Consider the following 12,856-nt stretch of genomic DNA (forward strand, 5'->3'; position numbering starts at 1 on the left):
AACTCCTTCTTTGTAACGTTCATACAGAGGAGGAGTTTTATTATGGCTCGTATTTTAATCGTATCAACAAGTGCAGATGACATGAATGGTCACAAAACAGGATTATGGTTCGAAGAGTTCGCAGCACCATACAACCTGTTTAAGGATGCCGGACATGACGTGACGGTCACTTCAATCAAAGGTGGCGACGTCCCGATCGATAAAGCATCGATCGTCAAAGAAATCTTGCCGAAATTCCAAGATGCACGCCGTGCGTTGCACGACACGAAAGCACTCTCGGAAGTCGATCCAGCATCATTTGATGCCGTTTACTTCCCAGGTGGTCACGGTGCAGTCGTCGACTTCCCGAATAACCCGCAAGTGGCTGGTGCCATTGAAGCTGTCATCAAAAAAGATGGCGTCGTCGCATCAGTCTGTCACGGTCCAGCGGCCTTCGCGCACGTCATGATCGATGGCAAACCTTTCGTTTCAGGTCGTCAAATCAACGGCTTCACAGACGAAGAAGAAAAATCGACAGGTCTCGAAGATAAAGTACCATTCTTGCTTGAGACGACACTCCGTGGCGAAGGCGCTACTTTCCTCACATCGGATGCCGGTAAGGAATTCGCCGTCATCGATGGCAACGTCGTCACAGGACAAAACCCAGCGTCAAGTGAAGCAGTCGCAAAACTAGTCCTCGCGAAACTGGCGACACAAGCGTAATAGATAGTATTCATACAAAATGGAGCACGCGACATCATGTCGCATGCTCCATTTTTTGTCGTACATTATAGACGGTGAAGTGAATCCAATCGTTCGAGATTTGCTTCTGTCTCACGTGTTTTTTGTTCGAGTCGCTTTAACTCGTCCTCGAGTTGTTGCTGTTGGGCTTGCAATGCAGATCGTTCTTCCTCCGTATAGGAACGTGCTACTTCTTTTTCTTTGAGATACCACCATTTTTTGACCTTTTGAGGTGGCGGTCCGAGTTCAATCTGTTGCTCGTGTTGTTTGACCTCATCTATTTGTTCAGCATGCGCCAATTGAAGCTGCTTCAATTCCGCCTCATAAGTAGCTTGTCTCGCTTCAAGAATTGGTGTGAGGTACGCGAGGATATGCGCAGTAAAGTCTCGCTCGACGACCCGTCGTAACACATCTCGCCGAAGCGAAGCTTCCGAATGACCTGAGGCATTCTCCCAAACGATTGAATCCGCCCGTTCTAGAATCTCCTCTTCTTCTGCTTCTCCGAGCCAACGTAGTTTCAGTAACAATGGTTCAAGGAGTGCCTCTTCTACATACGCCGTAAATTGTGAATACGAGATCGCTTCTCGTATCAACCGTTCTTCATGTAAGTGAAATAAGGCTTCCGCCTCTTCCTCAATCCAGTCTTCATAGTCATTAAAGTACATCGATTCTCTCCTTACTAAGTCCTATTACAAAAATAAAACTGGCTCGAATCCGCCATCTACATGACAGTCGAGCCAATTTGGTTAGACGTTCGCTTCGTTCTTTTTGATTTCGGCGATTGCCCAGTCACACCAATCCAAGTAATTCAACATCATACGCAAGCCGTACTCACTCGTCAAGGTCTCCCCTAGTGTCGCACCGTTCTCAAGGTGGTCGTGACGCCAACTATGCATCATCTCGACGGCAAATTGATGGTGGCGCTTCGACTCTTCCAAATAAGCAACGGCTTCCTCTGGTGGGAGCAGATGCAAGAGCGACACCCGCATCAAGTTCTCATCCTTCATCTTCGGTTTGAATTCATTCGGTGTCCGTAACCATTCAACGAGCTCTGTCCGTCCTTTATCGGTGATGGAATAGACTTTCTTGTCCGGCAAGTCTTCTTGGACGATATGGACACTCGTCACGAGCTCTGCCTCTTCCATCTTTAACAACTCTCGGTATATTTGAGTATGATGTGCGGTCCAGAAGTGGATCATTTGTTTTTTAAAAGTCGCGCTTAAATCGTAACCGGTCGCTTCCCCTTGGGTCAGCAGCCCGAGTAGTGCAAATCGTAATGCCACTGGCTGCACCTTCTTTCCTTCTTTTGTATATATACTTAATTATCTCAAATATATCTTAATTTCGCTACTCTTGCGTCGAACGAATGTACGATTAAAAAAAGACCTACGAGCGAAATCACATTCGATCGTAGGTCTTCATGCGTTATTGCTTTTCCATTCGTTCTATTTACGTAATTGCTCGATTCCTTGTCGGACATGTCTCCAGTAAGAAGAAGGATGTGGAACGAATTGACGACGATCGAACCATTCGCCTGTCGTGTCCTGAATGCGCTCGATGGACATGTCCGCGATTCGTTCAAACTGCTCGATTGAAAAAGCAATCAATCGCTTCACTTCTGTTTCCTGGAGGACGTATGCGTCTATCTCTTGATCACTTCGAGCAAGAAAGACATGGCATCGCTCACAGTCCCAGAGCGACGCATCCCGAAACTCCTCTTCCTGGATGCCAAGCGGTATCAATTGATCAAAGGTACATGTCAAACCAATCTCTTCCTCGAGTTCCCGGACACCATCCTCGACTGTCTCATTCGCAAGCAAGTGACCCGCTGCCGTGATATCAAGCATTCCCGGGAAGTCCTTCTTTTGTTCAGACCGTTGCTGGAGCAACACGACGTCCCGCTTTGGATCATAGACGAAACAATGAAACGTTTCATGCCACAAGCCGTTTGCGTGGACTTCTGATCGTGGACGAGGTCCGAGCAGGTTGCCCGCTCGATCCACGGTCATGATCATCTCTTGTTCACTCATCGCAACACCTTCGAAGCTTGATGGAACCGCTCCCCGACCGTATAGAGTTCAGCAATCAAGAAGACAATTGCGATCCAAATGATGGCGCTTGGGAACAGGATCATCGCTGTTAGGAATAAGAACCCTTCCGTCCGCTCGACGAGTCCCGGTTGATATTGAAACGACTTGTAGCCGTAATTCTCACTGACCGCTCCGATTGCAAGGAACATCGTCATCCCAATGACGAATGATGCGACGAGCAACAGAATAACGACCTGCGTTTCCGGAAACCGAAGCGCAAGACCAATCAATACTGACAGCTCGACGATCCGGTCGAGAACAAGGTCCAGAATCGTGCCGATTGGCGTCGTCTTTTCTTTTCGTGCCATCGTTCCATCGATGACATCAAGCATGCCCGAGATCCACAACAAGACAATCGCCGTTCCCATCATGTCGTTATAGACGAAAAAGCCCGTCGCACCACCGATGATGCCGGAGATGATCGTCACCTGTGTCGCCGATAATCCAATTTTCTTAAATAAGGTCGCCCCTTGATCAAATAGGGGTTGAACGATTTTACGCGCACGCGTATCTAACATGTCACCCCTCCTTTCTAACGATATAGCCTTCTTTCTCATGAATCGTCTCGTCTGAAGAGAGCACGAGTCGTTCTCCGGATGCTCGTTCGACTTCGTAGAATCGAACACCGTATTGAATGAGTTCTTTCGTAATCGTAACACGTTCATCCGTCTCCTTCGTCGGTCTTGAGACCAAGTTGACTGCCGTCAACGGATGCCATGTTTCTTCAATTTGAATGCCTTCGCCAAAAAACGGGCTCGTCTGGCTCAGCGTAATCGGCGTGCCATGATCGACGATTCGCCCCTGTTCCAAGACATAGACGATATCCGCCATCGCCATTGCCTCTTCCCGGTCGTGTGTGACAAGGAGTGTCGTGACACCTTGTTCCTCGGTCAACTTCCGAATCAATGTCCGTAGTTCCCGTCGTCTCGGTACATCTAGACTCGAGAACGGTTCATCGAGCAACAAGAAGTCCGGTTGACTCGCCAGCGCACGAGCTAGGCTCGCCCGCTGTTGTTCGCCCCCTGACAATTCGTGAACAGCACTTTTTCCTCTTCCCTCGAGTCCGACGCGATGTAACCAGGATTCGAGCTCGATCGGTGTTAATTGTTTGGCACCGAGACGGATGTTCTGTTCGACGTTCAAATGTGGGAACAACAGCGACCGTTGAAACATCATCGTCACACCTCGCTGATTCGGCGAAAGAACAGTCACATCTCGATCACCGAACTGAATCACTCCGCTCGTCACACGTTCAAGACCCGCAATCAGGCGGAGTAGTGTCGTTTTCCCACTACCACTCGGTCCAACTAAAGCCACACATTGTCCAGACGCAATACTTACATCGATATCAAATAATACATGCTTCGTTCCAAATCGTTTATTGACTTGTTGTATCGTGACTTCCATTTAAACGCCTCCGTACGATTCGTATCCAACTAGAAAAAATAACGGCTTGTCCAGCATAAAAGAGGATAGGTAAACCAATCAACCAGAGTGTCGCTAGACGCGCCGCCCCTTGCGAATTACCAGAATACGCCGGGAATACTTCGAGTGATATCATGCGGACGATCCCACCACCAATCAACGCAACGAGTGCATACTGACTGATCGTGATCACCGTGACGAGCAGCGTCACGGATTGTAACGTCGACCGAAGCATCGGTCCCGTCAAATAGAACCAACGCTTGAAGCGGTTCCCCTCAATCAAGACCATCTGTTCAAGCATCCGTTCCCCGAGCGCTTGAAATCCGTTCGTATACAAACGAACTGTATACGGCAAGGTCGGCAGAAGCAACACGAGCAGGACACCAAAAAATCGATCGGCCAAACCAAGACGGATCCATGTCAAATAGAGACCGAATGATAGCAATAACACGGGAACGAACAGCGGCAAACTAATTAAGAACTCTGCTATACGAATCCGTTTCCCCGTTTGAAAGGCAATCGCTTTTCCTGCCATGTACCCGAAGAGATGATTTAACAATACGACGGCACAAATCATGGCGACGGTTGTGCCGAGCGTCGCTTCAAGACGCGGATTCCAATTCCACTCTCCTGGAATCAAACCGATTAAAGGAACGATGAACAGGAGTACAACGAATACAGTCACACTGATTTTTTTTATCATTCACTTCGCCCCCTACTGATCTTCGTTGCCAGTGGGCGTGTCAAACCAGTCATAAGCAATAGCAGGAGGAAGAGCCCTCCCGTCAAGACGACACTCATTGCAAAAGCGAGTGGTTGCTCCGATAAATCGCCTTGTGTATACAAATCGAACGCATAGACGCCAAGTAATTTTGGATAGGTCACGCCGAGCAGTGCTGGGATCTCATATGCGAACAGGATGAAGGCAAGCAAGATAAATGCTGCCTCAAGCATCGGAACGAGTAGGAAGACGCCCCGCGCATGCCAGAATCGGCGTACTGGTGATAAACCGAGCATCATACCGAGTTCTTGATAACGCGAATCAAGACGCCGGACCACCGGTAAGAGATAAAAAAACACGAACGGAATTTCTTTATACAGATACGTCAGGATGACACTAAAATAATTCCCTTCATGCGGTCCGATGACAGGCACATCACTCAAATAGAGGATCGCGAGGTAAGCCGCTCCTAGATGAGGGATGAATAAAGGAATCGCAAGTAACGCAGCTAGTCGTGTTCTGCTCAAGAGCCTTGCGAGCACCACACCAATGATCAGCGCGAGCACCGTACTGACGATGGCAACATAACTACTGACGGCTAGACTCTCTAAAAAGACCTCATCCGTCAGTAGCTCGCGGTAATCAGCAGATGTCGTCATCGAGATACTGACCCATAACCCGTATAAGACCATCCCTGCCATCAAGAGTGCAGCAGGATACGCGTTACCGCGCCACACGAGACGGCCATTCCTTACGGATCATCTCGAAAATGGATGGGTCGAGTTCCGTCCGGACCTTTCCTTCAAAGACGCTTGGCTTTGGTGTCGACGGTGCAGCCGGTACATCAGCGAATTGTTTTTGTTCTGATGAATTCAGTGTCGATAAATCAAGACTCGTTCCGTCTCCCCAATACGTCGCATCGTATTTTTTCAACTGTGCTTCAGGTGATAACAACGTATTGATCGCTACGAGTGCGCCCTTCGGATTTGGTGCGTTGAACGGTACGGAAAGGAAATGCGTCGACGCGATTGATCCATCCTTCAAGACGATCGGACGTGTTTGTTTCGGAAACGTTCCTGACTTCACTTCTTGTTCAGCCCGTCGTTCGTTGAAGCCCATCGTGAAATCAACGTCTCCCTTCGCGTATAACTGATCGAGTTGGGCAAGTGTCTTTGGATAGGTCTTCCCTTTTTTCCAGAGATACGGTTTGATTTCGTTCAAATAAGCCCATGTCTTCTTGAAGTCTGCTTTCGGGTCTTTTAAGGTTTCATTCGATTCGACACCATACATGACGTGGCGGACGAAGGCATTCCCCGTAAAGTCCGTCACTTCCGGATACGTGAAACGTCCTGGATTTTCCTTGACCCATGACTTCAGTGCTTTCAAGTCGGTCGGTGGCGACTTCACGTCAGCTGCATCATAGTGCAACGTATATTGAACTTTCCCCCATGCGGCTTCAAGTCCGTCTGTTTTCGTACCACTATCTGAACTCTGGGCGGCAGCATCAACATATTTCATGTTCGGGAGGACTTTTGTGATTTCTCCATACAGTAAATCATCTTTTTTAGCATTTAAAAAATTATCGCCATTGATCCAGACGACATCGATGACACCTTTTTCCTTACCTGCCTGTTTCTCAGCACGCAGTTTTTGAATGATATCCGCCGTCTCGATCGGGACCCGTTCTAACGTGATGTTGTGTTCCTTCTTCAGACGCGGTGCTACGTATTCATCGATGTAGGCATTGATACCGTCATCGCCGCCCCACATATACATCCGAACCGTTGACTTTTCCGCTTCTTTTTCGATCGTCTGATAAGAAGTCCCTAAGACATTCTTCGGTTCCGGTGTCGCATCCGGTGTTCCACAGCCTGCGAGCAACGTACCTAGGGCAAGAAAGCTGATTACCTTTGTTTTCATTTATCGTTCTCCTCCGTCATCACTTTTTATCGAAGCCCGGTTTTCCTAACCACTCGATCAACCGTGGCATCACGCCGTACCCTTTTGCCGATAGCTCCATCCACCATGGTGCATTGACTTCACGTTTACGCCGCTCTATTGCTCGGACGACAGTCGAAGCTAGTCGTTCTTTCGATAGGACGATAGAAGCGACATTTTGCTCATACTTCCGGTCGACATCCGCACGGACAAAAAATTCTGTCGCGATTGGTCCTGGATTGACCGTCATGACGTGGATGCCTTTTGGACGTAACTCGAGACGTAACGCGTTCGAAAACTGCAACATCGCAGCTTTCGTCATGCAATAGATCGTTGATTTCGGCGTCGGCAACTTCCCCGCCTGACTGGCCACGTTGACGATCATGCCACCCTCTTTGAGTAACGGCAGACATGCCTTCGTTAAGCGAACGGGACTTAAGACGTTGATCCGGTGCATCGACTCAATCGTTTCAATCGAGGTATCGTCTAAGAAGCTGAATTCCCCGAAACCTGCGTTATTAATCAAAATATCAATCCGCCCATAACGATTTGCGAGTGTTTTCGCAAGAATTTCAGGCGCCTCTTCCAAATCGTAGACCAGGTAGTCTGCCTGAAGTTCAGATGCTAACGTTTGTAATCGATCCTCGCGTCGGGCAATTAAAATCAAGTTTGCGCCTTCTTTATGCAGAGTGCGTGCCAGTGCTTCTCCGAGTCCACTTGAAGCACCCGTGATGACGATTGTCCGGTTGATGAGTTGCATTAGACTTCCTCCGCTTTTGAATAGTAGAGGATACCTGATCGTTTCTCGACCGTGATCGCACCGCGGGCGACGAGTGTATCGAGGCGTGCTTTCATCTCACTCATGACAAGAGGAAATGATTTTTTTAATCGGTTTCCATACGTCACTTGTGCTAATTCGAATAACGTATGTTCTCCCGTAAAATACTTCAAGAGCTGATCACCACGCGCCTTGCGTTGCATCAATCGTTCTTCGACAAGTACCGCAACATCTCGAATCGGAGCACCATGTCCGGTGTAGGCGATTCGAATCTGCTCACTTTGTAATTTTTCTAAGGAGTCAAGATACGCAAGAACGGGTCGTTTTACGAGCACATCATCACCTGGTTGCGGTTGTTCCAGCAATGGATTCGGCTCGACCCGGTCGAGCAGGTGATCGGCCGCGAACAACACACCATCGTCACTTAGAATTCCGATTTGGTCACTTGCATGCCCCGGTAGTTCAATGACACGGTATCGCCCAGACGGCGTAATCGCGTCGCCTTCTTTTAATGTGAAATCAAGTTGACCTTTACCAAGCCATTTCAAGGCAGATTGATAGCTTGGTAACATCTCTTGAATCGCTTGCGGAACGCCAAACGATGTTGCCAATCGACGCAAGAATGCGTCCCCGTTGTTCAAGAAGGTCTCGTCCTGTTCCAAGTATGGGCGTAATCGCGCATGTCCATAGACGGGAATGCCTTTCTCTGAAAAGCGATGTGCCATCCCAGCATGATCCGCATGGTGATGTGTCACGATGACACGATCTAAATCCTCGACCTGAAGTTCATGTCGTGCAAGCGTCCGTTGCATCGTTTGCCATGCTTCAAGCGTATCCGGTCCACAATCAATGAGGATGTTTTCCCCTTCCGTTCGTAGTACATAGCAGTTCACGTCTCCAACCGGAAATGGTGTCGGAATCGGAATCGGGATGATTTCGTCTGATACAGTCATACCTACACGCCTCTTTTCTCTCGTCCATTTTCTTTCATTATAGAGAGAATGAAGCTATAGCGCCAAACTTTGTGCGTCAAAGGGTGACATTTGTTTTCTAGCTTACGTTAAAGCGCGAGAAATGGATGCACAAAAAACCGACCTTTCCGCAGATTGAAAGGTCGGTCAGAAACTTATTTTAAGTTGAGGACTGTTAATTTGTCGCGTGTCATCGAAGCTAAGCTACGTCCGACGCCTTGAACGCCAAGACCCGATGATTTCACACCGATGAATGGGAAGTGGTCAGGACCACGTTCCGTCCGACCATTGATTTGAACAGAACCTGTTTCAAGCGCATCCGCTACTGCAAACGCAGCATCGATGTTCTCTGTGAAGACACTTGCTTGAAGACCGTATTCTGATTCGTTTGAGTATGCAATCATTTCGTCGACCGAGTTGACACGGATGATTGGAAGAACTGGTCCGAACGGCTCTTCCCAAGCAACGCGCATGTCGCGTGTCACGTTGTCAAGAAGTGTTGGTTCGATCAAGTTCGCCGTACGTCCGCCACCTGAGACGAGCGTTGCGCCTTTGTCTGTTGCGTCCGTGATCAAGCCTTCGACGAAGTCCGCTGATTTCGTGTCGATGAGCGGCACGACGACACTGTCTTGTTCAGGTGAACCGACTGTCAATTTCGCGATTCGTGTCTTGAGTTCTTCGATGAGTGCATCCGCTTGGTGATCAAGAACGAAGACGCGTTTGATTGCTGTACAACGTTGACCTGAGTAAGAGAACGCCCCACTGATGATATGATCTGCCGCAAGTGACAGATTCGCATCTTCAAGAACGAGTGCTGGGTCTTTTCCACCAAGTTCAAGGACAAGTGGAATCATTGCCGATTGACGCGACAAATGTTGTCCTGTGCCTGTACCACCTGTGAATGTGATCATGTTGATACCCGGGTGAGCCGTCAAGTAATCACCGATGACCGATCCACGACCTGTGACGATGTTGACGAGTCCAGCTGGAAGACCTGCTGCGACGAGTGCTTCGACCATCAAGATGCCGCTGATCGAACCTTGTGTTGCTGGTTTAAAGACGACGGCGTTTCCTGTCATGAGGGCAGGTGCGAGTTTCGCCGCTGCCAAGTTGACTGGGTAGTTGAACGGTGAAATCGCAAGCACGACGCCGAGTGGTGCTTTTTTGATGACCGCGATTTTTTTCGCGCTACCACCAGGGAACGAATCCCCTTGCATCATCTGACCGTCGAAACGGAGACCTTCTTCCGCTGTGTAACGAATGATTTCAGCTGTTCGTTTGACCTCTTTGACGCCATCTGCACGTCCTTTACCGACTTCGCGCATGATGACTTCACCGATTTCGTCCGCACGTTTTTCGAGTTCCGTTGCCCAAGCGTGAAGCAATTCAGCCCGTTTATTCGCTGGTTGTTTTGCCCACTCTGCTTGTGCCGCTTTCGCTGAAGCGATGGCACGATCGACTTCCGGTTTTGTCATCGCTTGGACGCGACCGACAAGATCCTCTTTATATGGTGAAGAGATTTCAATCGTCTCTTTTGATTCACTTTCATGCCATTGTCCATCTAGTAAAAATGTGTAGGTTGTTGCTGTAGTCATTCCACTCTACCTCCATTTATTTTTATCTCTCTCATTTCAGTGTGTGGCTGCATAGCTTATTGTAATCAATTGGTCTGACAAATGCCAAACTTTTTGCTTAACATATTATGAAAGCGATTACAACACTTTTTTTGTCAATTCAGAACTAGAATTTTTAGCGTAGCATGCCGATAACTAGTCAGAAGTGAAGTGAAGGTAATGGAAAGGGGCACAACCATATGTATAATCAGCACGATATTTTATTAGAAGCCGGCACGAACGAACTCGAGATCGTCATCTTCCATTGCGGACCATACACGTTTGGAATCAACGTCATGAAGGTTCGGGAAATCATCGTTCCGCTCCCGATGACACCACTCCCAGGTACACCGGACGCTGTCAAAGGATTGATTGAACTGCGTGGCGAAGTCATGACAGTCATCGATTTGCCGACGGTCATTGGTGTTCCCCACGATGAAGCAACCGAGGATCGATTGATCATCTGTGAATTTAATGGGGAAAAAAGCGTCCTGCGTGTCGATTCCGTGACGGAAATCCGTCGTATCTCGTGGGAACAGATCGATACACCAAACGAACTCGCTCGTGGCATTGAGGGATTAACGAACGGTGTCGTCAAAACGGGCGACAAAATGATCATCTTGCTCGACTACGAAAAAATCGCACTTGAGCTCTCACGCAAGGATATCTTTGCCCGCGAAGAAGGGCGTCGCGTCCAGTCCCGTGACCGGTCCGACAAAGTCATCTGGATCGCCGAAGACTCGGAAATGCTCCGGACGTTGATCATCGAAACACTTGAGGAAGCCGGTTATCACGGACTGAAATGGTTCATCAATGGTAAGGAAGCTTTTGATGCGTTTGAGAACGGAAGCAACTGTGACCTCCTAATCACCGATATCGAGATGCCGAAGATGGATGGACTACACTTGACGAAACGACTTCGTGAAGATGATCGTTATGCGGAATTGCCAATCATCGTCTTCTCTTCCTTGATTTCCGACGATTTACGCCATAAAGGTGAATCCGTTGGTGTCAATGCACAAATCACGAAACCGGAAATCGGTCGTTTGATCGAAACGGTCGATTCATACGTCTTATAAGAAAAAAAGCCGACAGCATGTCGGCTTTTTTGATCTATTCGATTGCTCAACGCAGCGCGTCAAGATTTTTTCCAGTAAACACATCGAGCCAGACGACACGGAATTCCACCATGCATTGTTCAATCCGATCGACGATTTCTTGTGTTCCGGTCATTGAACCAGATTCTGCTTCTTTTTCAAGCAGTTCGAAATCATCAGCTAAATCATCAGCGGCAACGGAATAGGAAGCACCTTTTAGCAAGTGAGCGAGCTTTTCAGTTTGCTCAGCATCTTGCTTGGCGACGGCATCTTTTAGTTCAGGAAACTTTCGATCGAACTGCGCGATATACGTTTCTCCGATTTTTTGAAGGAACGCGTGATCCCCACCCGCGATCGATTGAAGTTCTTCGAGCTTCTTAGCATTAAAAAAAGGCATGTCTTCCCCTCCTCTGTTTTCATCTTATCACTAATCTTCGTAAAAAAAAATCGGAGAATCATTTACACGCCATCGTTTCTATTTCTATAATGAGACAGTGAAGAGCAGGAGGGATAGACAATATGTTGACGATTTATCGAAGCGATGTCACCGGGGCAGTCAACGAGATACAGGAGTTCACGAAGGGTTCCTGGATCCATCTTGTCAATCCGACAAAGGACGAAGCCGACCAAGTCATCGCTGCTACGAATATTCCAGAGGATTTCATTTATGACCCTTTGGACGTGGAAGAAAAACCACGTTTTGAAAAAGATGAAGAAGGTCTACTGATGATCGTCGACGTTCCCTACATCGAAGAAGAATCATCAGGACGCCGTTATAATACGATTCCGCTCGGTATCATCGTGACATCCCGTCATTTCATCACCGTTTGTTCGCAACAGCTCGATGTCCTGACGTTATTCTCGAGTGGTAAGTTGCGAGGATTCCGGACGAATTACCGATCGCGCTTCGTATTCCAGATTCTCTATAAAGTCAGTTCCTCGTATTTACGTTTCCTACGTCAAATCGATCGTCGTATGGACGAACTTGAGGAAGAACTTCAACGTTCGATGCGAAATCAAGAAATCTTTCAATTGATGAACCTTCAAAAATCATTGGTCTATTTCATGACGTCCTTGAAATCGAACGATGGTGTGCTCGACCGAATCATTAAGACTCCGAGTCTTGAGAAACATGAAGATGATGAAGATTTACTGGAAGACGTCTTCGTCGAACACCGACAAGCGATGGAGATGGCTCAAATCTATAAAGACATCATCAGTTCGACGATGGATACGTTTGGTTCTGTCATCTCGAACAACGTCAACTTCGTCATGAAGTTCCTTGCCTCGATTACGATTGTCATCTCGATTCCGACGATGATTTCCGGGATGTTCGGGATGAACGTCCACGTTCCATGGGAAGGAGAAGTCATCGGATTCTGGATTGTTTTCGGTATGATGATCTTCTTCTCTGGTCTTGCCGCCTTCATCTTATGGCGGAGAAGGTTCTTTTAGTCCAAGTAGATCCAGAGCTTGTATGACTCAAAAAAGACTCAGCGACGG

General features: G+C 48.0%; 15 protein-coding genes. 3 read left to right on the top strand and 12 right to left on the bottom strand.

Features of this window, described 5'->3' with window-relative positions; translation table 11 throughout:
- The first annotated feature begins 42 nt into the window (after positions 1-42).
- A complete protein-coding gene (locus ITJ88_RS09505; RefSeq protein WP_023467672.1) occupies positions 43-702 on the top strand; it encodes a type 1 glutamine amidotransferase domain-containing protein in 660 nt (219 codons plus the stop codon).
- 65 nt (positions 703-767) lie between these two features.
- On the opposite strand, the gene ITJ88_RS09510 is transcribed toward ITJ88_RS09505, so the two are convergent.
- The 11 genes from ITJ88_RS09510 to ITJ88_RS09560 all read right to left on the bottom strand — a co-directional run bounded on the left by ITJ88_RS09510 (position 768) and on the right by ITJ88_RS09560 (position 10,238).
- Complete coding sequence (locus ITJ88_RS09510; RefSeq protein WP_195865467.1) at positions 768-1,385, bottom strand: hypothetical protein; 618 nt, start codon at positions 1,383-1,385, stop codon at positions 768-770.
- An 81-nt stretch (positions 1,386-1,466) separates the two neighbouring features.
- Positions 1,467-2,003, bottom strand: coding sequence for a PadR family transcriptional regulator (locus ITJ88_RS09515; RefSeq protein ID WP_023467670.1), 537 nt, complete (start codon positions 2,001-2,003; stop codon positions 1,467-1,469).
- 162 nt (positions 2,004-2,165) lie between these two features.
- Positions 2,166-2,750, bottom strand: coding sequence for an NUDIX hydrolase (locus ITJ88_RS09520; RefSeq protein ID WP_195865468.1), 585 nt, complete (start codon positions 2,748-2,750; stop codon positions 2,166-2,168).
- Positions 2,747-3,328 (bottom strand): CDP-alcohol phosphatidyltransferase family protein, encoded by a 582-nt coding sequence (locus ITJ88_RS09525; RefSeq protein ID WP_023467668.1) that lies wholly within the window; start codon positions 3,326-3,328, stop codon positions 2,747-2,749. Before ITJ88_RS09525 ends, ITJ88_RS09520 begins: the two co-directional genes overlap by 4 nt.
- A 1-nt stretch (position 3,329) precedes the next feature.
- Positions 3,330-4,217: an ABC transporter ATP-binding protein gene (locus ITJ88_RS09530; protein WP_195865469.1), complete on the bottom strand. Its 888-nt coding sequence runs from the start codon at positions 4,215-4,217 to the stop codon at positions 3,330-3,332.
- Positions 4,189-4,938 (bottom strand): ABC transporter permease subunit, encoded by a 750-nt coding sequence (locus tag ITJ88_RS09535; protein WP_195865470.1) that lies wholly within the window; start codon positions 4,936-4,938, stop codon positions 4,189-4,191. Before ITJ88_RS09535 ends, ITJ88_RS09530 begins: the two co-directional genes overlap by 29 nt.
- The gene (locus ITJ88_RS09540) at positions 4,935-5,693 is read right to left on the bottom strand and encodes an ABC transporter permease family protein (protein WP_064300243.1); all 759 of its coding nucleotides are present in this window, start codon (positions 5,691-5,693) and stop codon (positions 4,935-4,937) included. Before ITJ88_RS09540 ends, ITJ88_RS09535 begins: the two co-directional genes overlap by 4 nt.
- The gene (locus ITJ88_RS09545; RefSeq protein WP_195865471.1) at positions 5,680-6,876 is read right to left on the bottom strand and encodes an ABC transporter substrate-binding protein; all 1,197 of its coding nucleotides are present in this window, start codon (positions 6,874-6,876) and stop codon (positions 5,680-5,682) included. The genes ITJ88_RS09540 and ITJ88_RS09545 overlap by 14 nt, the downstream gene beginning before the upstream one ends.
- A gap of 19 nt (positions 6,877-6,895) precedes the next feature.
- Entirely contained in the window at positions 6,896-7,654 is a 759-nt protein-coding gene (locus ITJ88_RS09550) for an SDR family NAD(P)-dependent oxidoreductase (RefSeq protein WP_195865472.1), read from the bottom strand.
- The gene (locus ITJ88_RS09555) at positions 7,654-8,625 is read right to left on the bottom strand and encodes an MBL fold metallo-hydrolase (protein WP_195865473.1); all 972 of its coding nucleotides are present in this window, start codon (positions 8,623-8,625) and stop codon (positions 7,654-7,656) included. Before ITJ88_RS09555 ends, ITJ88_RS09550 begins: the two co-directional genes overlap by 1 nt.
- Before the next feature lie 173 nt (positions 8,626-8,798).
- Positions 8,799-10,238: an NADP-dependent glyceraldehyde-3-phosphate dehydrogenase gene (locus ITJ88_RS09560; RefSeq protein WP_050678501.1), complete on the bottom strand. Its 1,440-nt coding sequence runs from the start codon at positions 10,236-10,238 to the stop codon at positions 8,799-8,801.
- A 218-nt stretch (positions 10,239-10,456) separates the two neighbouring features.
- On the opposite strand from ITJ88_RS09560, the gene ITJ88_RS09565 reads away from it, so the two are divergent.
- Positions 10,457-11,335 (top strand): chemotaxis protein CheV, encoded by an 879-nt coding sequence (locus ITJ88_RS09565; protein WP_023467660.1) that lies wholly within the window; start codon positions 10,457-10,459, stop codon positions 11,333-11,335.
- Positions 11,336-11,381: 46 nt separating this feature from the next.
- Here the strand turns inward: ITJ88_RS09565 and ITJ88_RS09570 are convergent, their stop codons facing one another.
- On the bottom strand, positions 11,382-11,750 hold the full coding sequence (locus ITJ88_RS09570; RefSeq protein WP_023467659.1) for an Hpt domain-containing protein: 369 nt from the start codon (positions 11,748-11,750) through the stop codon (positions 11,382-11,384).
- Positions 11,751-11,872: 122 nt separating this feature from the next.
- Between ITJ88_RS09570 and ITJ88_RS09575 the strand changes: the two genes are divergently transcribed.
- On the top strand, positions 11,873-12,808 hold the full coding sequence (locus ITJ88_RS09575; protein ID WP_023467658.1) for a magnesium transporter CorA family protein: 936 nt from the start codon (positions 11,873-11,875) through the stop codon (positions 12,806-12,808).
- The last annotated feature ends 48 nt before the right edge of the window (positions 12,809-12,856 follow it).

Origin of the sequence: Exiguobacterium abrahamii, assembly GCF_015645365.1 — a bacterium.
Taxonomy (GTDB): Bacteria; Bacillota; Bacilli; order Exiguobacteriales; family Exiguobacteriaceae; genus Exiguobacterium_A; species Exiguobacterium_A abrahamii.

Coding starts and splice junctions, on each gene's coding strand:
- ITJ88_RS09505 (WP_023467672.1), top strand. CDS start 43: ATGGCTCGTATTTTAATCGTATCAACAAGTGCAGATGACATGAATGGT.
- ITJ88_RS09510 (WP_195865467.1), bottom strand. CDS start 1,385: ATGTACTTTAATGACTATGAAGACTGGATTGAGGAAGAGGCGGAAGCC.
- ITJ88_RS09520 (WP_195865468.1), bottom strand. CDS start 2,750: ATGAGTGAACAAGAGATGATCATGACCGTGGATCGAGCGGGCAACCTG.
- ITJ88_RS09525 (WP_023467668.1), bottom strand. CDS start 3,328: ATGTTAGATACGCGTGCGCGTAAAATCGTTCAACCCCTATTTGATCAA.
- ITJ88_RS09530 (WP_195865469.1), bottom strand. CDS start 4,217: ATGGAAGTCACGATACAACAAGTCAATAAACGATTTGGAACGAAGCAT.
- ITJ88_RS09535 (WP_195865470.1), bottom strand. CDS start 4,938: ATGATAAAAAAAATCAGTGTGACTGTATTCGTTGTACTCCTGTTCATC.
- ITJ88_RS09545 (WP_195865471.1), bottom strand. CDS start 6,876: ATGAAAACAAAGGTAATCAGCTTTCTTGCCCTAGGTACGTTGCTCGCA.
- ITJ88_RS09550 (WP_195865472.1), bottom strand. CDS start 7,654: ATGCAACTCATCAACCGGACAATCGTCATCACGGGTGCTTCAAGTGGA.
- ITJ88_RS09555 (WP_195865473.1), bottom strand. CDS start 8,625: ATGACTGTATCAGACGAAATCATCCCGATTCCGATTCCGACACCATTT.
- ITJ88_RS09560 (WP_050678501.1), bottom strand. CDS start 10,238: ATGACTACAGCAACAACCTACACATTTTTACTAGATGGACAATGGCAT.
- ITJ88_RS09565 (WP_023467660.1), top strand. CDS start 10,457: ATGTATAATCAGCACGATATTTTATTAGAAGCCGGCACGAACGAACTC.
- ITJ88_RS09570 (WP_023467659.1), bottom strand. CDS start 11,750: ATGCCTTTTTTTAATGCTAAGAAGCTCGAAGAACTTCAATCGATCGCG.
- ITJ88_RS09575 (WP_023467658.1), top strand. CDS start 11,873: ATGTTGACGATTTATCGAAGCGATGTCACCGGGGCAGTCAACGAGATA.